Genomic DNA, 19,859 nt, shown 5'->3' with positions numbered 1-19,859 from the left:
GAGTGACCCCAGCCGCCCGCCTGTCCGCCGCCGCCTCGATCCTCGACTCCCTCGCCCAGGGCCGTCAGCCGGCCGAGGTCGTGCTGAAGGAATGGGGCCGCGCCAACCGCTATGCGGGATCCGGGGACCGGCGCGCCATCGCCGACCGGGTGTACCGGGTCATCCGCGCGCGGGCGCGGCTGGTATGGGCCATGGGCGGGCGTGAGGACGGGCGAGCGCTGGTGATCGGGTCGCTGGCCCTGATCGACGGCATGCCGCTGGACCAGATCGAGGCCCTGCATTCCGGCGACGGCTACGGGCCCAAGCCCCTGTCGAAACAGGAGCGGGCGCGGATCACGGCGCCGGAGGGCCAGCCGCCGGGCTGGATCGCCTCGGGCCTGCCGGAATTCGTGGTGGAGGATTTCAAGGCGACCTTCGGCGACCGCTGGGCCGAGGAGGCCGAGGCGCTGATGAGCCCGCGCGCGCCCATCGACCTGCGGGTCAACGGGGCGAAGACGAGCGTGGAGGCGGCGGAGGCCGAACTGCGCGAAGCCGGGCTGTCGCCTGAGCGCACCCCGTGGTCGGTGTGGGGCCTGCGGCTGGCCGCCGAGCCGCCGCCGAACGTGCAGGCGCTGGAGGGCTTCAAGGCCGGGCGCTTCGAGATCCAGGACGAGGGCAGCCAGATGGTCTGCTGGCTGTCGGGCGGCGGGCTGGACCTGTCGGGCGCGACGGTGGTGGACTATTGCGCCGGCGGGGGCGGCAAGACCCTGGGGCTGGCGCAGCAGGGGGTCGGCACGCTGATCGCCGCCGATATCAGCATGAAACGTCTGGACGCCATCCGGCCGCGGCTGGAGCGGGCGGGCGTGGACGCAGAACTGCGGCTGCTCGGCGCGGACGGCGAGGGGGTCGAGGATCTGGTCGGCGGGGCCGATCTGGTGCTGGTAGATGCGCCGTGCTCGGGTTCGGGCACCTGGCGGCGGCGGCCCGAGGATGCGTGGCGCCTGAAGGCCGACGAGGTCGAGCGGCTGCACAGGCTGCAGGTCGCGATCCTGGGCCGGGCCGCGGCGCTGGTGAAGCCGGGAGGGCGGCTGGTGTATGTGACCTGTTCGATGCTGACCGGCGAGAATGAAAAGACGGCGGACGCTTTCGAGGCGGCGCATGGGGAGTTCCGGCCGGTGGCTGTGGCCGACGCCCTGGCCAATCCGGCTTTCAGCGATGGGGCGCGCGAGCGGCTGGGCGGGTTCGCCAAGGGGCACAGGCTGCGCCTCAGCCCTGCTGCCAGCGGCACCGACGGGTTCTTCGCGGCGCTTTACGAGCGCGCCGGATGAGCGGACGGGTGGCGCGCTGGGGCGGGCTGGCGGTGCTGCCGGTAATGGCGGCGCCGGCGGAGTACGGCGTGCATCTGCGGGCGCGCATCCAGCCGCTGATGACCGGCGTCGGCCCGGTGGAGGCGGCGGTGGCCCTGACCGCTGCGCTGGGGCGTATGGCGGCGGACGGGGCCCTGCCGGATCTGATCGTGTCGCTGGGGTCGTGCGGCTCGCGGACGCTGGCGCATGCGGCGGTCTATCAGGCGTCGTCGGTCAGCTATCGCGACATGGACGCCAGCCCGCTGGGGTTTGCGAAGGGCGTGACCCCGCTGTCGGACCTGCCCGCCGTGCTGCCCCTGCCGTGCCCGGTCCCGGGCGTGCCGTGCGCCAGCCTGTCCACCGGCGGCGATGTGATTTCCGGCGCGGCCTATGACGCCATCGAGGCCGAGATGGTGGACATGGAGACCTGGGCGCTGCTGCGTGCGGCCCAGACCTTCGGCGTGCCCCTGATCGCCCTGCGCGGAGTGTCCGACGGACGGGCCGAGCTGACGGCGCTGGAGGACTGGACCTCGACCTTGCATCACGTGGATGAAAATCTGGCCGTGGCGCTGGACGCCCTGATCGCGCGGCTGGAGGCTGATGGTCTCGCCGCCCTTGAAATTTCGGCCGACCACGGCCTAGACCCCGCCCATTCCCTCGCCCCGGATTCGACCGCATGACCACCCAGCACCAGAAAGTCCTCATCGTCGATTTCGGCAGCCAGGTGACGCAGCTGATCGCGCGGCGGCTGCGCGAGGCGAACGTCTATTGCGAGATCCATCCCTACGCCAAGGCCGAGGCTGCGCTTGAGGCCATGAGCCCGGCGGCGATCATCCTGTCGGGCGGGCCGGAGAGCGTGCACGAGGAAGGCAGCCCCCGCGCGCCGCAGGGCGTGTTCGAGGCGGGGGTTCCCGTGCTGGGCATCTGCTACGGCGAGATGACCATGTGCGAACAACTGGGCGGCAAGGTCGAGGGCGGTCACCATCGCGAGTTCGGTCGCGCCGAGATCACCGTCGAAAGGACCTCGCCCCTGCTGGCCGGCCTGGCCCCGGTCGGGGAGGAAGAAACCGTCTGGATGAGCCACGGCGACAAGATCGTCGCCATCCCGGCGGGCTTTGACGTCGTCGCCTCCTCGCCCGGTTCGCCCTATGCCGTGATCGCCGACGAGATCCGCCGCTTCTATGGCGTTCAGTTCCATCCCGAGGTGATGCACACGCCGCGTGGCGCGGCGATGCTGAAGAACTTTACGCACGGCATCGCGGGGCTGTCCGGCGACTGGACCATGGCCGCCTATCGCGACGAGAAGATCGCCCAGATCCGCGAACAGGTCGGTTCGGCCAAGGTCGTCTGCGGCCTGTCCGGCGGCGTCGACAGCTCTGTCGCGGCGGTGCTGATCCACGAGGCCATCGGCGATCAGCTGACCTGCGTGTTCGTGGACACCGGCCTGCTGCGCAAGGATGAGGCGACACAGGTCACGACCCTGTTCAGGGAACACTACAATATCCCGCTGATCCATGTTGATGCGTCGAAGGAATTCCTCGGCGAGCTGGCGGGCCAGTCGGACCCCGAGACCAAGCGCAAGATCATCGGCCGGGTTTTCATCGAGGTCTTCGACCGCGAGGCCGGCAAGATCGACGGCGCCGAGTTCCTGGCGCAGGGCACACTCTATCCCGACGTCATCGAAAGCGTGTCGTCGTCCAGCGGCAAGGCGCATGTGATCAAGAGCCACCACAATGTGGGCGGCCTGCCGGACTTCATGAAGCTGAAGCTGGTGGAGCCCCTGCGCGAACTGTTCAAGGACGAGGTGCGGGCGCTGGGCCGGGAGCTGGGCCTGACCGACGCCTTCGTGGGCCGCCACCCGTTCCCCGGACCGGGCCTGGCCATCCGCATCCCCGGCGAGATCACCCCGGACGCGGTGAAGACCCTGCAGGACGCCGACGCCATCTATCTGGACGAGATCCGCAAGGCGGGCCTGTACGACGAGATCTGGCAGGCCTTCGCCGTGCTGCTGCCGGTCAAAACCGTGGGCGTGATGGGCGACGCGCGGACATACGAGAAGGTGCTGGCCCTGCGCGCCGTCACCTCCACCGACGGCATGACGGCGGACTTCTACCAATTCCCCTGGGAGGTTCTTGCCCGCACCGCCACCCGCATCATCAACGAGGTGCGCGGCGTGAACCGGGTGGTCTATGACGTGACCTCCAAGCCGCCGGGCACGATCGAGTGGGAGTGATTCAGGGCTTTCAGGGCCTTTCGAAATCGCTTTTGAATCCGGCAGACTCCGGTCGCCTGCGAAGTTCGTCAGGAAGGAAGTCTCGCTGAGCTGGCGACCGAGCAGGTGAAAGCGTTATTCGCGGCTCGGGGCCTCATTTCATAGGCGCTTTCTCGGCTCGTCCGACCCATGCCGCCAGCATAAGAAGCTATATAATACGCGCCAAGCGCCCGGCGGGGCCTCGGGGAGTGCAACATCCGCCTACTCCAACGTCGGGGCGCCCCCTGATATCGGGTTCCCTCAATCGCAGCGTTATCCTCTCCCATTTTCGGCGTGTCCCCTGATCCAGGTGCGGACCGGCCGGCCCCCATCATCCAGTAGCACGAGGTCAGCCATGAGCCCGGCTTCTATGCGGCCGCGCTGGTCCGACAGGCCCATGAAGGCGGCCGGGGCGGCGGAGGCCATGAAGGCGGCCTGGGGCAGGGTGAGGCCGAGGCGGTCAACGGCGTTGCGGACGGCCGAGGCCATGTCCAGGTCGGCGCCGGCCAGTGTGCCGTGCGCGTCCATGCAGACGCCGTCTTGAACCGTGATGCGACGGCCGTTCAGCAAGAACACCTTGTCGGTCATGCCCACCGACGGCATGGCGTCGGTCACCAGCATGAATCGGTCCAGCGGCCGGGCGCGCAGGGCGATCTTCAGTGTGGCGTCATGGACGTGGCGACCGTCCACGATCAGGCCGCACCAGCAGTTCGGGTCGTCCAGCGCCGCGCCCACGACGCCGGGCTCGCGGTTGCCCAACTGGCTCATGGCGTTGAACAGGTGAGTGACGCCGGAGGCGCCCGCGTCCAGCGCGCGGCGGGCCTCGTCATAGCCGGCGTTGGTGTGGCCGATGGCGACCACCACCCCTGCGGCGGCCAGACGGCCGATCATCGCCGGCGTCGCCGCCTCGGGCGCCACGGTGACCAGGGTGCGGCCCTTGTTCAGGGAGGTGAGCAGGGCCAGGCCTTCCTCGTCCAGATCCCGCAGGTGATCCAGGCTGTGGATGCCGCGGCGCCGGGCGCTGAGATAGGGGCCTTCGATGTGGATGCCGAGAACGCCGGGCACGCCCTGTTCCATGGCCGCCTCCACCGCGCGCATGGCCCGGTCGATGACATCCAGATCGTCGCTGATCAGGGTGGGCAAAAAGCCGGTGGTGCCGAAGCGGCGGTGGGCGGCGGCGATGGCCCCTATGCCCTCCACAGTCGGCTCGTCGTTGAACAGGACCCCGCCGCCGCCGTTGACCTGGGTGTCGATGAAGCCGGGCAGCAGGGTCCCGCCGTCCAGGTCCACGCGCGGGCCATCGGGCGCGGCGGCGGCGGCGACCACGTCGGCGATGCGGTCGCCGTCCAGAACCACCGCCACGTCCTCGCGCAGGAGGTCGCCGGTCAGGACCCGGCCATTGATCAGAACCGTGCGCATCAGACCGTTTCAGTGACCTTGTTCAGATGGGGCGGGCGATCGGGGTCATAGCCCCGGGCCACCGACAGGGCGTTGGCCATGCGGTAGAAACTCTGGATCATCAGGATCGGCTCCAGCCCGGGGTCGGCGGCCAGGGCGGGCAGGCCGCCGGGCTCGCCGGACGCGGCCGTCAGCACGTGGGCGCCGCGTGCGGCCATGTCGGCGGCCATGGCGCGCACGCCGTCGCGGGTCTCGTCGTTCTGGGCGAAGACGAGGGCGGGAAAGCCGGGCTCGACCAGGGCCATGGGGCCGTGCAGCACCTCGGCGGTCGAGAACGCCTCGGCGTGCAGCCCGCAGGTCTCCTTGAACTTGAGCGCCGCCTCCAGGGCCACGCCGTAGCCGACGCCGCGTCCCAGCACATAGAGGTTGCGGGCGTCTCCGAGGGCCTCGACCCCCCGGGACCAGTCCAGCGCCCAGGCCTGGATCAGCTGGGCGGGCAGGGCGGACAGGCCGGTCCGCAGACCCTCGTCATCGCTCCATGCCGCCGTCAGATGGGCCAGGGCGCTCAACGAGGCGATGTAGGATTTGGTGGCCGCCACGCTTCGCTCGGGCCCGGCGTGCAGGGGAATGACAATGTCGGCGGCCTTGGCCAGCGGCGAGGCCGCATCGTTCACCAGGGCGACCATGCGGGCCCCGGCGTCCTTCGCCGCGCGCACGGCGGACAGCAGATCCGGGCTCTTGCCCGACTGGGAGATGGCCAGCCCCAGCACCCCGTCCAGGGTCTGGTGGGTCTGATAGACCGAGCTCACCGACAGCCCGGCGGCCGAGGTCAGGACCCCCAGCCGCGTGCCCATGAGATAGCGGCCGTAGGTGCCGGCGTGGTCCGAGCTGCCGCGCCCGAAGGTGACGACGGCGCGGGGCGGCTTGCGGCGCAGAGTTTCGGCCAGGTCGCGCACGACGCCGGTGTTGGCCGCGAGCTGGCGCGCCACAACGGACGAGGCTTCGGCGGCCTCGGCGAACATGCGGGTGGACTCGGCGGACGGGGCGCTCACGGCGGCGGTTCTCACGACAGGGCGTTCAGTTCGGCGACGAAGTCATAGGCGTCGCCGCGGTAATAGGACTGCGTCACCTCAACGGTCCGGCCGTCCGCCAGGATGCCGCGCCGCTCGATCAACAGGGCGGGATCGGTGGGGCGCAGGCCCATCAGCTCGGCGTGCTCGGCCCCCAGAAGCACGGCGCGCAGGCGCTGCAGCGCGCGGGCGGGGCGGTGGCCGGTCTTCTCCAGCGCCGCATAGAGGGAATGGTCCACGTCATCGGGCGAGGCCAGGCAGAAACCGGGAATGGTGGAGAACTCCAGCGCCATGACCGCGCCGTCGGCGTAGCGGATGCGGCTGAAGCGGTAGACCGGCGTCCCGGGCGACAGGCCCAGGGTCATGGACTCCTCCGGCGTCACGGAGCCGCGCGTCTTGTTCAGCCAGGCGCTGTGCGGGGTGCGTCCGCGCGAGATCATGTCCTCGGTGAAGGAGGAGAGCTTGGAGAAGTTCTTTTCCACGCGGGCGGCGACGAAGGTGCCGGCGCCTTGGCGGCGGGTCAGCAGGCCCTCGCCCACCAGGCCGTCCAGCGCCTTGCGCACGGTGATGCGCGAGATTTTGTACTCGGCCGCCAGATCCCGTTCCGCAGGCAGGGCGTCGTCGGGCGCCAGCACCTTGGCGTTGATGGCGTCCCGCAGGGCCTTCTGAAGCTGTTTGTAAAGGGGCGCGTGATCGCCCTGGTCCAGCGCGCCGATCCGTTCAGAAAACATGGACGAAACCTCCCCCCGGCGGGCCAATCATCCCGCGTCGTCGGTGACGGTAACATCGGACCAATGAGATACCAATATCAAATTTGTTCCGAATTGGCATCATTTTGGGCTTGTCATTTTTTCGTAATGGGTCAGTGTCCGGTTCATTGGCCTGACACACCCGTGTTCCTGCAATGAGTAAAGCGGGGTCATTGGTATCATATTGGGCTTCAATCGGCTTGGGGACGGGGGTCCCCATCTTTGAGGGGAGAGTGCCGGGTGACCAGAGTTCGTAAATCGCTCATTGCAACATCCGTCAGCGGTCTGGCCATCCTGGCCGCCGGCGCGGCCATGGCCCAGTCCGGGGCTCAGTCCCAACAGGACGTGACGGAGGTGGACGAGGTCGTTGTCACCGGCATCCGCGCTTCGCTTCAGCAATCTCTGGAGACCAAGCGCAGCTCCAACTCCATCATTGATGTGGTGACGGCCGAGGATGTGGGCCGCTTCCCGTCCTCCAACGTGGCCGAGGCCATCACCATCATTCCGGGCGTTACCATCGACCGCGAGTTCGGCCAGGGCGAGAAGGTCTCGATCCTGGGCACCGACCCCGCTCTGAACCGCACCCTGCTGAACGGCCAGACGGTGGCCTCGGCGGACTGGTTCATCCTCGATCAGCCGGGCCGGACCTTCAACTACGCGCTGCTGGCGCCGCAGATCGTCGGCAGCGTCGAGGTCTACAAGACGCCCGAGCCGCGCATCGACGAGGGCTCCATCGGCGGCACGGTGATCGTCAACACCCGCCGTCCGCTCGACGCGGGCATCAACCCCATCTCGGGCGCAGTCACCTATCTGTGGAACGACCGGTCCGAGGAAGGCGATTTCCAGTATTCGGTCATGGGCAACTGGACCAATCCGGAGCGCACGTTCGGCGTTCTGATGGCCGCCCAGCGGGCCAGTGACTTCCTGCGCCGCGACGGGGTTCAGTCCTACGGCACGATCACGGCGGCCGAATATGCGCCTTCGACCGAGGCGTCGTGGAAGCCGGGGTCTCCGACCTGCGTCGGCGCCTGCGCCGACACCCTGGCGGCGAATCCGGACGCCATCGGCCTGAACGCCCTGGCGGCGTCCTATTTCGAGCAGCAGCGCGACCGCGACAGCTATATGGCGGCCCTGCAATGGCGGCCGACCCCGAATCTGGAGATCAATTTCGACTGGCTGCGCATCGACGCCAGCTATGACAACACCAACCAGTCCATGTTCGCCTTCCAGGGCAACACCTGGAACGCCATCGACCGCCTGACCGATATCACGGTCGAGAACGGGATCATCACGCGGGCTTCCTTTGACAACGCCCTGTCTGTGCTGGACGTGCAGTACCGCGAGGCGGCCATGACCTCGGACAGCTACCGGCTGAACCTGGAATGGAGCGGAGACCGCTGGGACGTCTCGGGCGTCGTTGGCTACACCACCGCCGAGGGCGGCACCCAGCGCCAGCTGTTCGGCGAATTCCTGAACTGGTCGAACTACACGGTGGACATCTCCGGCGCCCCCGGGCGGCCCGGCGTGGTCACCTACGAGAACAACATCATGGATGACCCGACAGCCTTCGCCTTCGACGGCGGCTGGGGCGCGGGTGATCCCACGGTGGGCCCCGACGGCTGGAACTCGGGCTGGGGCGGCAACATCGTCTCCAAGCCGACCACGGACGAGGAGCAGTACGCCCAGATCGACTTCGGCTATGCCTTGCCCGGTGCGATCACCCAGATCCGGTTCGGGTACAAGTATCGGGATCACGAGACCGACCAGCGCATGTCGGGGGTCTCGATCCCGGTCTATGGCTGGGTCGGCGACGCCTCCATGTTCAATCCCCGTCAGGTTCCGTCGAACTATCTGAACGGCTTTGACGTCAACGATCAGATGCAGACCCGCTTCGTGCTGGATGGCGCGGCCCTGGCCGACTACCTGGCCTCAGGCGGCTATCTGCAGCCCTGGCAGACCGCTCCGGAGGTGACGGTGTTCGGCAACGCCGAGTTCACCTCGCAGAACTGGAACATCCAGGAGTCGGCCCACGCCGCCTATGTGCAGGCCGACTTCGACACCGGCCGGATGCGCGGGAACTTCGGCCTGCGATATGTGCGCACCGAGTCCGAGAGCGGCGGCTACACCTGCATCAACCAGACGGCGTCCGGGTGCGGCACCACTGAGGCCGACTGGGAATGGGTGGTGGCCACCAAGGACTATGACAACTGGCTGCCCAGTGCGAACGTGGCCATCGATCTGGCGGACGACCTGATCCTGCGCCTGTCGGCGGCCCAGGTGATCGCGCGGCCGAACTTCGCGGACATGTCCAACTACTTCTGGCTGTCGGACCAGATCCTGACCGGCGGCGGCGGCAATCCGGACCTGAACCCGTATGAATCGCTGAACCTGCATGCCTCGCTGGAGTGGTATTTCCAGCCCGAGGCCATCCTGGGCGCCGAGTTCTTCTACAAGGACATCGACAACTACATCCTGCAGCAGACCTCGCCCGAGGAGCACTTCAACCAGGCCCAGCAGGCGGTCACCACCTATCAGATCAGCCGCCCGGCGAACGCCGGCTCGGCCGAGGTGCGCGGCGTGGCCCTGGCCTATCAGCAGACCTTCGCCTACGGCTTCGGCCTGCTGGCCAACTACACCTATGTGGACGCCGAGGCGGCCGACGGCTCGCCCCTGCCGTACAACTCGAACCACCAGCTGAACATCAGCCCGTTCTACGAGAACGGACCGTTCTCCGCCCGCCTCGGCTACAGCTGGCGCTCGGAGTACTTCACGGGCGTGGACCGGGCCAACAACATGTACGTGGACGACCACGAGAACCTGGACGCCACGGTCAGCTGGGCCTTCAACGACCAGGTCAGCATGACCTTCGCCGGCCAGAACCTGCTGGACAGCGAGTACTACAACTATGCGGATACGGTGGCGCTGCCGCGCGGCGTGTACCGGACCGGCCGAAAGCTGATGGCGACGCTCGCCGTCAACTTCTGACGCAGGGGCGCGGGGCGGGCGATCCCGCCGCTCCGCGCCGCCTTCGTCAGCCTATCCCCTGAGCGAACTGGGGCGGCCGCATTGCGCCGCCCCCTCTTTCGCCGGAAAGTCTTCCCGAGTGCGAGGGGCCTTACATGTTCAAGACCATTTCATCCGCCGTCGTCCTGTCCCTCGCCGGACTGACGACGGTCGCGGCCCCGTCGTGGGCGCTGGCTCCCTCGCTGATCCCGGCGCCGGTCTCGGCCATGCCGGCCGAGGGCGTGTTCCGTCTGGACCCGACCACTGTGGTGCGGGTCCCGCCGGGCGATGCGGAGGCGGCGCGGGCCGCTGCATACTTCACCGACCTGATCCGCCGTACGCGAGGGCTTGAGCTGGCCGTGTCGGACGAGCCCGGGGCGGGGATCGTGTTCGAACGGAATGAAGGCGGCGCCGAGGACGCCTATGGGCTGGCGGTCGGACCGGGCGGGGCGACCATCGTCGCGTCCGATTTCGGCGGCCTCCTGTATGGCGGGGTGAGCCTGTGGCAGCTGGCAACCGCTGAAGCGGGACAGGGGTCGGTCGAGATCGCCGCGACGACCATCGAGGACGCGCCGCGCTTCGGCTGGCGCGGGCTGATGCTGGATTCGGCGCGCCACTTCCAGAGCATCGAGATGGTCCGGGACCTGATCGACGTCATGGCCATGCACAAGCTGAACGTGCTGCACTGGCACCTGACCGACGACCAGGCCTGGCGGCTGGAGATCAACGCTTATCCCCGACTGACCGAGGTGGGCGCGTGGCGCCAGCAGGCCGGAGCGGCGGGCTTTGACGCCAACGGTGAGCCGCTGCTTTACGGCGGCTTCTACACCCAGGATCAGGTGCGCGAGATCGTGGCCTATGCCGCCGCGCTGAACATCACCGTGGTGCCCGAGATCGAGATGCCGGGCCACGCCCTGGCGGCCGTCGTGGCCTATCCGGAACTGGGATCGGTCGAGGACCTGCCGGACGCGGTGTTCACCGACTGGGGTGTGTTCCCGTGGCTCTTCAACATCGAGGACGGGACGTTCGCATTCCTGGAGACGGTGCTGGACGAGGTCATGGCCCTGTTCCCGAGCGAGTACATCCACATCGGCGGCGACGAGGCGGTCAAGGATCAATGGGAAGCCAACGCCCACATCCAGGCGCGCATGGTCGAACTGGGCGTGGCGGACGAAAGCGAGCTCCAGAGCTGGTTCGTGCGGCGCATCGAGCGCCATCTGAACGCCGCCGGCCGGCGCCTGATCGGCTGGGACGAGATCCTCGAAGGGGGCTTGGCGCCCAACGCCACGGTCATGTCCTGGCGCGGCATCGACGGCGCCATCGAGGCGGCGCGGATGGGGCATGACACCGTCCTGACCCCCGCGCCGGTGCTGTATTTCGACCATCGCCAAAGCAACAGCCCCGACGAGTCCCCCGGCCGCGGCGCGGTGATCAGCACCCGCGACGTCTACGCCTTCGACCCGGCGCCGGACGCCCTGACCGAGGACCAGCTGGATCATATCCTGGGCGTGCAGGGCAATGTCTGGACCGAGCACATCCGCACCGAGGAGCGCCTGTGGGACAAGCTGTTCCCGCGCATGGCGGCGGTGGCCGAGCTGGCCTGGTCGCCGCCCCACGCCAACGATTGGGCGAGCTTCGCGGCGCGCCTGCCCGACCAGCTGGATCGCTACGAGGCGCTGGGCGTGACCCACGCGACCATCTGGCTGGAGCCGATGCTGTCCCTGGACCTGGCCGATGAGGGCGCGGACGAAGCCCTTTCGGTTTCACTGTCGAGCGAGTTCGGCGCCGGCGAGATCCGCTATACGACCGACGGCGGGGATGTGACGTCCGACGCGGCGGTTTATGAGGACGCGGTGATCGTCCAGCCCGGCGCCGTGGTCCGGGCCTCCACGTGGCTGAACGGCGCGGCGGTGGGCCGTGAGCGCGAATGGACCGTGACGCGCCGGGATGCGGTGACGCGCACCAGCCACCAGCTGGCCCAGTGCGTGGGCGGGCTGGTGCTGGCGCTGGAGGACGACGCGCCGCGCGGGCCGGGCACGGACGAGCGCGCCGTGCTGGTGACCGATATCCTCAACCCGTGCTGGGTCTATGAGGCGGCGCCGCTGGACGGGGTGACCATGGTGACCGCGCACGTGGGGTCTCACCCCTTCAACTATCAGGTGGGGGCGGCGCGGGACTCGGTGCCGCTGCATCCCATGGCCACGCCGGAAGGCGAGCTGGAAATCCGGCTGGACAGCTGCGAGGGGCCGCTCATCGGGGCCTTGCCGCTGGCGCCTGCCGTGGACAATGACGGCATCACCGTCCTGACCGGCGCGATCGCGCCGCAGGACGGCCGCCATGACCTGTGCCTGCGGTTTACGCGAGACTCCGTCGATCCCATCTGGGCGGTCGAGCGCATCACCCTCGGCGGGCGGGAGCGCCCATGACCGACCTCGTCCTCGTCGCACCGCTCGCCGGCTGGGCGGCGCCGCTTTCCGAGGCGCCGGACCCGGTCTTCGCCGAGCGGATGATGGGCGACGGGGTGGCGGTGGACCCCGTCGAGGGCGTGCTCCGTGCGCCCTGCGACGGGGTGGTGACGATCCTGGCGCCCGCTCTCCACGCGGTGACCATCCGCAGCGAGGGCGGGGTCGAGGTGCTGATGCACATCGGTCTGGAGACCGTAGCCCTGAAGGGCGAGGGCTTTATCGCCCGCGTCGCGGAGGGTGAGGCGGTCAAGGCGGGCGACCCGCTGATCGAGTTCGATCTGGACCGGATCGCGGGGCGAGCGAAGAGCCTGATCACCCCGATCATCATCACCAACGGCGACGCTTTCGAGGTGGCCAGCCGGGTCACGGACCGGGAAGTGAAGGCGGGCGATCCGCTGATCACCCTGCGGGCGCTAGCGGCCGGGGCGGACACTGCACAGGCGGCGGGGCCAGCCGCCGAACGGCAGGTGGTGACGCCGTTGGCCCACGGCATCCACGCCCGCCCGGCGGCCCGCATCGCGGCGCTGGCCAAGGGGTTCGACGCCGAGGTGACGGTGGCGGCCTTCAATCGTCGCTCCAGCGCGAAGAGCCCGGTGGGGGTCATGGCGCTGGCCATCCGGCATGGGGACGCCATCACCCTGTCTGCCAGCGGGCCGGACGCGGCGCGGGCGGTGCAGGCGCTGGCCGAACTGATCGAGGGCGGCATGGGCGAGGCCAGTCCGGCGCCCGCCCTGAAAACCACAACGGAGCCGGCCGCGGACCCACGGCGGGCGCTGCACACCGGGATTCTGCGCGGAGTGACGGCGGCGCCGGGCGTGGCCATCGGCCAGGCCGCGCGGCTGATCCGCAGCGAGATCGAGGTGGCCGTCGACGGGCGCGGCGCGGGCGCCGAGCACGCTGCGCTGAACGGGGCGCTGGAGGCGGTGCGCGAGCGGCTGCAGGCCCTGACAGGCGGCGACGCCACGCGCGGCGCCATCGCCGGCGCCCATCTGGCGTTTCTGGAGGATCCCGAACTGTTGGCCTCGGCGCAGCGAGGCATCAATGAAGGGCGCAGCGCGGGCCATGCCTGGCGCGCCGCCATCGACGGCTTCGTGCAGGCGCTGAACGCCCTGGGCGACCGGCGCATGGCGGAGCGGGTGGACGACCTCAAGGATCTGGAGCGTCAGGTGCTGGCCGTGCTGACCGGGGAAGGCGAGGGCGCCGCGGACCTGCCCGCCGGGGCGGTGGTCATCGCCGGGGAACTGGCGCCGTCGCAGGTGATGGCGCTGGACCCGTCGCGGATCGGCGGGCTGTGCATCGCGCGCGGCGGACCCACGTCCCATGTGGCCATCCTGGCCGCCTCCATGGGCCTGCCGTGTCTGGTGGCGGTGGGCGACGAACTGATGGACGTGATGGACGGGGCGGCCCTGATCCTGGACGCCGACGCCGGGACCGTTCGGGTGTCGCCGGACGCCGCGGCGCTGGGGGCGGCGCAGACCGCGCTGGCCCGGCGCCACCAGCGCCACGCCGCCGCCCTGGAGAACGCGGGCGAGGACTGCCGCCTGTCGGACGGCACGCGCATCGAGGTGTTCGCCAATCTGGGCGCGGTAGGCGAGGCTGAGAGGGCTGTGGCCAATGGGGCCGAGGGTTGCGGCCTGCTGCGCACAGAATTCCTCTTCCTTGAGCGCGAGACGTCCCCAGACGAGGACGAACAGGCGGCCCGGTATCAGGCCATCGCCGACGGGCTGGGCGGGCGGCCGCTGATCGTGCGGACGCTGGACGCAGGTGGGGACAAGCCCATGCCCTATCTGCCCATTCCCCACGAGGAGAACCCGGCGCTGGGCCTGCGCGGGGTGCGGGTGGGGCTGTGGCGGCCGCAACTGCTGATGACCCAGCTGCGGGCCATCCTGCGGGTGACGCCCGCCGGCCAGTGCCGCATCATGGTGCCCATGGTGGCCAGCCCCGATGAACTGGCCGCCGTGCGTCACATGCTGGAGGAGGCGCGGCGCGACATGGGGGTGGCGACGCCGGTTCAGCTGGGGGTGATGATCGAGACGCCCGCCGCCGCCGTCACCGCCGACCTGATCGCTGAACAGGCGGACTTCCTGTCCATCGGCACCAATGACCTGACGCAATATGTGCTGGCCCGGGACCGAGGCAATCCGGCGGTGGCCGCCGACATCGACGGGCTGCACCCCGCCGTGCTGCGCCTGATCCGCCAGACCTGCGAGGCGGGTCAGGCGAAGGGGCGCTGGGTCGGGGTGTGCGGCGGGCTGGCCGGGGACATGGCCGCAGCGCCGATTCTGGTGGGGCTGGGCGTGACCGAGCTTTCGGCGGCGCCCGCCGTGCTGCCGGACCTGAAGGCGCTGCTGCGCGGCCTGACGCTGGAGGCGTGCCGCGATCTGGCGGCGCGGGCGCTGGCCTGCTCGTCCGTGGACGAGGTGCGCGCCCTGGCCGATGATTTCCGAAGGGGACCCGACCGATGAAGGCCCTGCTCGAACGCCTGCAGCCGCTGGGCCGCGCCCTGATGCTGCCCATCGCGGTGCTGCCCGCCGCCGCCCTGCTGCTCAGGCTGGGCCAGCCCGACCTGCTGGACATCGCCTTCATGTCGGCGGCCGGGGACGCGGTGTTCTCGAACCTGGGCCTGCTGTTCGCCATCGGCGTCGCGGTGGGCTTCGCCCGCGACGGCAACGGGGCGGCGGGGCTGGCGGGGGTGGTCTGTTTCCTGATCGCTGTCGAGGGGGCCAAGGCCCTGCTGGTCGTGCCGCCAGAGGTGGCGGCGGGACTGCCCGAAACCTCCGTCGCGCTGGCCGAGGCGGCATGGCGAGACGGGGCGCTGGCGCGGCTCAGCGTGCCCGTCGGAATCATCTCCGGCCTGATCGCGGGGGATTTCTACAACCGGTTCTCGACCCTCAAGCTGCCGGAGTATCTGGCGTTCTTCGCCGGGCGGCGCTTCGTGCCCATCGTCAGCGGGGTGGCGGGGCTGGCGCTGGCGGCCATCATCGGGTTCGGCTTTTCCGGCATCAGCGGGGCCATGGACGGCTTCAGCCGCGCCATCGTCGGCTCGGGCGAGGTGGGGCTGTTCCTCTACGGGGTGCTGAACCGGCTGCTGATCGTCACGGGCCTGCACCACATCCTCAACAACATCGCCTGGTTCGTGATCGGGGATTATCAGGGCGTCACCGGCGACCTGCGCCGGTTCTTCGCCGGCGACCCGGAGGCGGGCGCCTTCATGTCCGGTTTCTTCCCGGTGATGATGTTCGGCCTGCCCGCCGCGTGCCTGGCCATGTACCACGCCGCGAAACCGGAGCGGAAAAAGGCCGTGGGCGGCATGCTCATGTCCTTGGCCCTGACGGCGTTCCTGACGGGGGTGACCGAGCCCATCGAGTTCACCTTCATGTTCCTGGCCCCGGTGCTGTACGCCGTACACACGGTGCTGACCGGCGCGGCCATGGTGATCATGAGCCTGCTGGACGTGAAGCTGGGCTTCGGCTTTTCGGCCGGGCTGTTCGACTATGTGCTGAACTTCAACCAGTCGACGCGGCCGCTGATGCTGATCCCGGTGGGGCTGGCCTATTTCGCGCTGTACTACGGCCTGTTCCGGCTGGTGATCCGCTGGATGAACCTGAAGACGCCGGGGCGCGAGGACGAGCCGATGGCGGCCGCCAGCGCCGTGCAGGCGGCGACGTCCGGCGGGCGGGGCGGGGCCTATCTGGCGGCGCTGGGCGGGGCGGCCAATGTGGAGAGCGTGGACGCCTGCACCACCCGCCTGCGCCTGATCCTGAACGACCAGAACGCGGTGGACGAGGCGGGGCTGAAGGCGCTTGGCGCGCGCGGGCTGGTGCGGCCGTCGGACCGGGCGCTGCAAGTGGTGCTGGGCCCCATCGCCGATCAGGTGGCGGACGAGATACGAGCGGCGATGATGGAGAGTGGGCAGGCAGGCCTCACGACAGGCGTTGCCTTGGGGAACGACCTGTTGGAGGCCTTGGGCGGACGGCCGAACATCCTCACAGCCTTACAATGCGATGGCCGGGTCGTTCTTCGGCTTCGAGCGCCATTGAGCATAGACGTCCCGGCGCTGAAGGTGCTGGGCGTCCGGGGGGTGGCTGTGACTTCAGGCGGAGCGCACCTGATTGTAGGGTCCCCTGCGGCTGCCCTGGCTGCGGCGTTGAGGGCGAGAGGCCAGGTTCTGAACCCATAAAGCTTGCGACGCGGCGATCTCGCTGATTCAAGGATTCCGAAAGGAGCCTTGGGACGGCGCGATACGATCTGAGCGAGACGGAGTGGCGGGTGAGCCGTGGCGCCCATGCGTCCAGGCGATTTTTTTCCTCACAGGCCATGACGATCGGTTGCCGTCACGCACGCCGACCATCATCGTGGCGGCATGATCTCCAACAAAGCCCGTTACGCCCTGCGCTCGCTGATCTTTCTGGCCGAGCGTCATCCGAGGCCCGCATCGATCGCCGAGATCGCGGCGGGGGCGCGGTCACCGCGCAAATTCCTGGAGACCATCCTTCTGGAGCTGAAGCTGGACGGGATTCTGGACAGCCGGCGCGGGCGCATGGGCGGCTATGAGCTGGCGCGCCCGGCGTCGGAAATCACGGTGGCAGATATTCTGCGGTCCGTCGACGGCCCGCTGGCCCTGGCGCCCTGCGCATCGCGCACCGCCTTCAAGCCCTGCGACGACTGCAACGATATCGAAAACTGCCGAATTCGCCACATTCTTCTGGAGGGTCGAGACGCCCTTGCAGCTGTTCTTGAGGGCCGAAAACTGGCTGACTTGGCAAAGGTTCCCAGCGCTCACGAAGAGCTGTCCTGACATCACGTTTCAGAGATTCTCGTCCTATCCCTACTTGTTCAATAGGAAATAATCTGTCCCCCTGACCCTCGATCAACGAGGAGGGCTGATGATGCTGGACCGACGCGGATTGCTTTTGGGAACCGGGGCGCTGGCCCTTGCGGGTTGCTCAAGAGGCGCGGAGGAGGGCGGCGCGGCGCGGTTGCTGAACGTCTCCTACGACCCGACGCGCGAGTTCTATCAGGCGTATAATCCTCTGTTTGACGCTGAATGGCGTCGTCAGGGAAATCCCGGCGTGACCGTGGAGCAGTCCCACGGCGGATCCGGGCGTCAGGCCCGGTCGGTCATCGACGGGCTGGAAGCCGATGTGGTGACCCTGGCTTTAGCGGGGGACATCGACCAGATCGCCCAGCGCGGCCTGATCGCCCAGGACTGGGAGCGCCGGCTGCCCAACAGCTCGGCGCCCTACACCTCGACCATTGTGTTCCTGGTCAGGAAGGGAAACCCCAGGAACATCCAGGACTGGCCTGATCTGGTCCGCGATGGCGTCCAGGTGATCACCCCCAACCCGAAAACATCGGGCGGCGCCCGGTGGAACTATCTGGCGGCCTGGGGCGACGCGCTGCGCCGCCCCGGCGGATCGGAAGCGACCGCGCGCGCTTTCGTGGGGGAGTTGTTCCGCCACGTTCCGGTGCTGGACACCGGCGCGCGCGGCTCCACCACCACCTTCGTCCAGCGCGGCATAGGGGATGTTCTCCTGGCTTGGGAGAACGAGGCGTTTCTGGCCGTTGAAGAGCTGGGACCGGAAAGCGTGGACATCGTCGTGCCGCCCTATTCGATTCTGGCGGAACCCTCCGTCGCCGTGGTGGACCGCATCGCGGACCGAAAGGGTACGCGCGCCGTCGCCGAAGCCTATCTGCAATATCTCTATTCCGAACCGGCGCAGACCCTGGCGAGCGAGCACTTCTACCGCCCTCGCAATGTGGCGGTCGCCGAGCGCTTCGCCGATCGCTTTCCGGAACTGGAGCTGTCCACCATCGCCGATTTCGGCGGCTGGCAGCAGGCCCAGCAGATCCATTTCGACGACGGCGGCGTCTTTGACGCCATCTATCAACCGAGCGCCGGATGACGGCGGTCGCCGCCCGACGATGGCGGTGGAAAGCCCCCAGCATCCTGCCGGGCTTTCCCATCGCCTTCGGTTTCACGGTCTTCTACCTGTCGCTGGTCGTTCTCATTCCGCTGTCGGCCCTTGTGCTGCGACCATGGGAGCTTGGGCTGGACGGCGTGTGGGCCGTGGTGACCGACCCCCGCACTGTGGCTGCGCTCAGACTCAGCTTCGGCGCGGCGGCGCTGGCGGCCCTGATCAATGTGGTCATGGGCGTGGTCGTGGCCTGGGCGCTGGTGCGCTATGACTTTCCCGGCAAGCGGATCATCGACGCCATCGTCGACCTGCCCTTCGCCCTGCCCACGGCGGTGGCGGGCATCGCCCTGACGGCCATCTATGCGCCCAACGGACCCATCGGCGGCTTCCTGACCGGGCTGGGAATCCAGGTGGCCTACACCCCTCTGGGTGTTCTTCTGGCGCTCATCTTCGTCGGCCTGCCGTTCGTGGTGCGCTCGGTCCAGCCGGTGCTGGAGGATGTGGATCGGGAGGTGGAAGAGGCGGCCGAGACCTTGGGCGCCTCGGCGTTCCAGCGCGCCCGACTGGTCATCCTGCCCGCCATCCTGCCGGCCCTGATTTCGGGCGCGGGGCTCGCGTTCGCCCGGGCGGTCGGGGAGTACGGCTCGGTCATCTTCATCGCCGGCAACATGCCGCTGCGCTCCGAGATCGCGCCCCTGCTGATCGTGATCCAGCTGGAGCAGTTCAACTATGCGGGCGCGGCGACGGTAGGGCTGGCCATGCTTGTGCTCAGCTTCGTCATCCTCCTGATCCTGAACGCGGCTCAGGGCGTTCTTATCAGGCGGGTTGCGCCATGACGGCCGGCTCCCCCCGGTCGCCGTGGCGCGGATGGGCGCCGGCCATGCTCCTGCTGGCGCTGGGCTGGCTGGCGCTCATCATCCTCCTGCCTCTGGTCACCGTGTTTCTGGAAGCCTTCAGGCGCGGCGCCGAGGCGTTCTTCACCTCCATCGACCAGCCCGACACCTGGGCCGCGGTGCGTCTGACCCTGCTGGTGGCGGCCATAGCGGTGCCCCTCAACGCCGTGTTCGGCGTAGCGGCGGCGTGGTGCGTCACGCGCTTCGATTTCCGGGGCAAGAGCATCCTGACCACCCTGATCGACCTGCCGTTCTCTGTGTCGCCGGTGATCTCGGGTCTGGTGTGGATCCTGCTGTTCGGGGCGGCGGGCTGGTTTGCGCCGGTGCTCGACGCCCTGGGCATCCGCGTCGTCTTCACCGTCACCGGACTGGTGCTGGCGACGGTTCTGGTCACCCTGCCGTTCGTGGCGCGCGAGTTGATCCCGCTGATGCAGGAACAGGGCGCCGACGAGGAGTCCGCCGCCATCACCCTGGGCGCCGGAGGCTGGACCACCTTCTTCCTGGTGACCCTGCCCAACATCCGCTGGGCGCTGCTTTACGGGGTGCTGCTCTGCAACGCGCGCGCCATGGGCGAGTTCGGCGCCGTGTCCGTGGTCTCGGGCCACATCCGGGGCCAGACCAACACCCTGCCGCTGCACGTCGAGATTCTCTACAACGAGTACAATTTCGTCGGCGCCTTCGCGACCGCCAGTCTGCTCGCCGGGCTCGCCCTCGTCACCCTTCTCATCAAGAGCCTGCTGGAATGGCGCTACGCCGGCGAGTTGGCCGTCCGGAGACGTCACTGATC

General features: G+C 68.8%; 14 protein-coding genes. 11 read left to right on the top strand and 3 right to left on the bottom strand.

Annotated features, from left to right (window positions below; all coding sequences use genetic code 11):
• The first annotated feature begins 2 nt into the window (after positions 1 to 2).
• The 3 genes from ACK4FB_RS05760 to guaA are packed head-to-tail and all read left to right on the top strand — an operon-like array spanning position 3 to position 3,558.
• Positions 3 to 1,307 carry an RsmB/NOP family class I SAM-dependent RNA methyltransferase gene (locus tag ACK4FB_RS05760; RefSeq protein WP_409748983.1) on the top strand — a complete coding sequence of 435 codons (1,305 nt, stop codon included), beginning with the start codon at positions 3 to 5 and terminating at the stop codon, positions 1,305 to 1,307.
• A complete protein-coding gene (locus ACK4FB_RS05755) occupies positions 1,304 to 2,005 on the top strand; it encodes a 5'-methylthioadenosine/S-adenosylhomocysteine nucleosidase (protein ID WP_409748980.1) in 702 nt (233 codons plus the stop codon). Before ACK4FB_RS05760 ends, ACK4FB_RS05755 begins: the two co-directional genes overlap by 4 nt.
• Positions 2,002 to 3,558: a glutamine-hydrolyzing GMP synthase gene (gene guaA, locus ACK4FB_RS05750; protein ID WP_409748977.1), complete on the top strand. Its 1,557-nt coding sequence runs from the start codon at positions 2,002 to 2,004 to the stop codon at positions 3,556 to 3,558. The genes ACK4FB_RS05755 and guaA overlap by 4 nt, the downstream gene beginning before the upstream one ends.
• Positions 3,559 to 3,849: 291 nt before the next feature.
• Here the strand turns inward: guaA and nagA are convergent, their stop codons facing one another.
• From nagA to ACK4FB_RS05735, 3 genes are read right to left on the bottom strand one after another with little or no spacing between them, the layout of a single operon-like run.
• On the bottom strand, positions 3,850 to 4,995 hold the full coding sequence (gene nagA, locus ACK4FB_RS05745; protein ID WP_409748974.1) for an N-acetylglucosamine-6-phosphate deacetylase: 1,146 nt from the start codon (positions 4,993 to 4,995) through the stop codon (positions 3,850 to 3,852).
• Complete coding sequence (locus ACK4FB_RS05740; protein WP_409749048.1) at positions 4,995 to 5,996, bottom strand: SIS domain-containing protein; 1,002 nt, start codon at positions 5,994 to 5,996, stop codon at positions 4,995 to 4,997. Before ACK4FB_RS05740 ends, nagA begins: the two co-directional genes overlap by 1 nt.
• 41 nt (positions 5,997 to 6,037) lie before the next feature.
• Positions 6,038 to 6,775: a GntR family transcriptional regulator gene (locus ACK4FB_RS05735; protein WP_409748971.1), complete on the bottom strand. Its 738-nt coding sequence runs from the start codon at positions 6,773 to 6,775 to the stop codon at positions 6,038 to 6,040.
• Positions 6,776 to 7,033: 258 nt separating this feature from the next.
• Here ACK4FB_RS05735 and ACK4FB_RS05730 point away from each other — a divergent pair, with 258 nt between their 5' ends.
• The 8 genes from ACK4FB_RS05730 to cysW all read left to right on the top strand — a co-directional run bounded on the left by ACK4FB_RS05730 (position 7,034) and on the right by cysW (position 19,857).
• Positions 7,034 to 9,778: a TonB-dependent receptor gene (locus tag ACK4FB_RS05730; protein WP_409748968.1), complete on the top strand. Its 2,745-nt coding sequence runs from the start codon at positions 7,034 to 7,036 to the stop codon at positions 9,776 to 9,778.
• Positions 9,779 to 9,912: 134 nt separating this feature from the next.
• Positions 9,913 to 12,222, top strand: coding sequence for a family 20 glycosylhydrolase (locus ACK4FB_RS05725; RefSeq protein WP_409748965.1), 2,310 nt, complete (start codon positions 9,913 to 9,915; stop codon positions 12,220 to 12,222).
• A complete protein-coding gene (ptsP, locus tag ACK4FB_RS05720; RefSeq protein ID WP_409748962.1) occupies positions 12,219 to 14,726 on the top strand; it encodes a phosphoenolpyruvate--protein phosphotransferase in 2,508 nt (835 codons plus the stop codon). Before ACK4FB_RS05725 ends, ptsP begins: the two co-directional genes overlap by 4 nt.
• The gene (gene nagE / locus ACK4FB_RS05715; protein ID WP_409748959.1) at positions 14,723 to 16,441 is read left to right on the top strand and encodes an N-acetylglucosamine-specific PTS transporter subunit IIBC; all 1,719 of its coding nucleotides are present in this window, start codon (positions 14,723 to 14,725) and stop codon (positions 16,439 to 16,441) included. Before ptsP ends, nagE begins: the two co-directional genes overlap by 4 nt.
• 183 nt (positions 16,442 to 16,624) lie before the next feature.
• Positions 16,625 to 17,059, top strand: coding sequence for an RrF2 family transcriptional regulator (locus ACK4FB_RS05710; protein ID WP_409748956.1), 435 nt, complete (start codon positions 16,625 to 16,627; stop codon positions 17,057 to 17,059).
• An 88-nt stretch (positions 17,060 to 17,147) separates the two neighbouring features.
• Entirely contained in the window at positions 17,148 to 18,167 is a 1,020-nt protein-coding gene (locus ACK4FB_RS05705; protein ID WP_409748953.1) for a sulfate ABC transporter substrate-binding protein, read from the top strand.
• Complete coding sequence (gene cysT, locus ACK4FB_RS05700) at positions 18,164 to 19,015, top strand: sulfate ABC transporter permease subunit CysT (RefSeq protein WP_409748950.1); 852 nt, start codon at positions 18,164 to 18,166, stop codon at positions 19,013 to 19,015. Before ACK4FB_RS05705 ends, cysT begins: the two co-directional genes overlap by 4 nt.
• A complete protein-coding gene (gene cysW / locus ACK4FB_RS05695; RefSeq protein ID WP_409748947.1) occupies positions 19,012 to 19,857 on the top strand; it encodes a sulfate ABC transporter permease subunit CysW in 846 nt (281 codons plus the stop codon). The genes cysT and cysW overlap by 4 nt, the downstream gene beginning before the upstream one ends.
• Positions 19,858 to 19,859 lie beyond the last annotated feature (2 nt).

It is taken from the genome of Brevundimonas sp. (genome assembly GCF_046299535.1).
Lineage (GTDB): Bacteria > Pseudomonadota > Alphaproteobacteria > Caulobacterales > Caulobacteraceae > Brevundimonas.
This window is presented reverse-complemented; position numbering and strand designations above follow the sequence as displayed.

Coding starts and splice junctions, on each gene's coding strand:
- ACK4FB_RS05705 (WP_409748953.1), top strand. CDS start 17,148: ATGATGCTGGACCGACGCGGATTGCTTTTGGGAACCGGGGCGCTGGCC.
- guaA (WP_409748977.1), top strand. CDS start 2,002: ATGACCACCCAGCACCAGAAAGTCCTCATCGTCGATTTCGGCAGCCAG.
- nagE (WP_409748959.1), top strand. CDS start 14,723: ATGAAGGCCCTGCTCGAACGCCTGCAGCCGCTGGGCCGCGCCCTGATG.
- ACK4FB_RS05735 (WP_409748971.1), bottom strand. CDS start 6,775: ATGTTTTCTGAACGGATCGGCGCGCTGGACCAGGGCGATCACGCGCCC.
- nagA (WP_409748974.1), bottom strand. CDS start 4,995: ATGCGCACGGTTCTGATCAATGGCCGGGTCCTGACCGGCGACCTCCTG.
- ACK4FB_RS05725 (WP_409748965.1), top strand. CDS start 9,913: ATGTTCAAGACCATTTCATCCGCCGTCGTCCTGTCCCTCGCCGGACTG.
- cysW (WP_409748947.1), top strand. CDS start 19,012: ATGACGGCCGGCTCCCCCCGGTCGCCGTGGCGCGGATGGGCGCCGGCC.
- ACK4FB_RS05710 (WP_409748956.1), top strand. CDS start 16,625: ATGATCTCCAACAAAGCCCGTTACGCCCTGCGCTCGCTGATCTTTCTG.
- cysT (WP_409748950.1), top strand. CDS start 18,164: ATGACGGCGGTCGCCGCCCGACGATGGCGGTGGAAAGCCCCCAGCATC.
- ptsP (WP_409748962.1), top strand. CDS start 12,219: ATGACCGACCTCGTCCTCGTCGCACCGCTCGCCGGCTGGGCGGCGCCG.
- ACK4FB_RS05755 (WP_409748980.1), top strand. CDS start 1,304: ATGAGCGGACGGGTGGCGCGCTGGGGCGGGCTGGCGGTGCTGCCGGTA.
- ACK4FB_RS05740 (WP_409749048.1), bottom strand. CDS start 5,996: ATGTTCGCCGAGGCCGCCGAAGCCTCGTCCGTTGTGGCGCGCCAGCTC.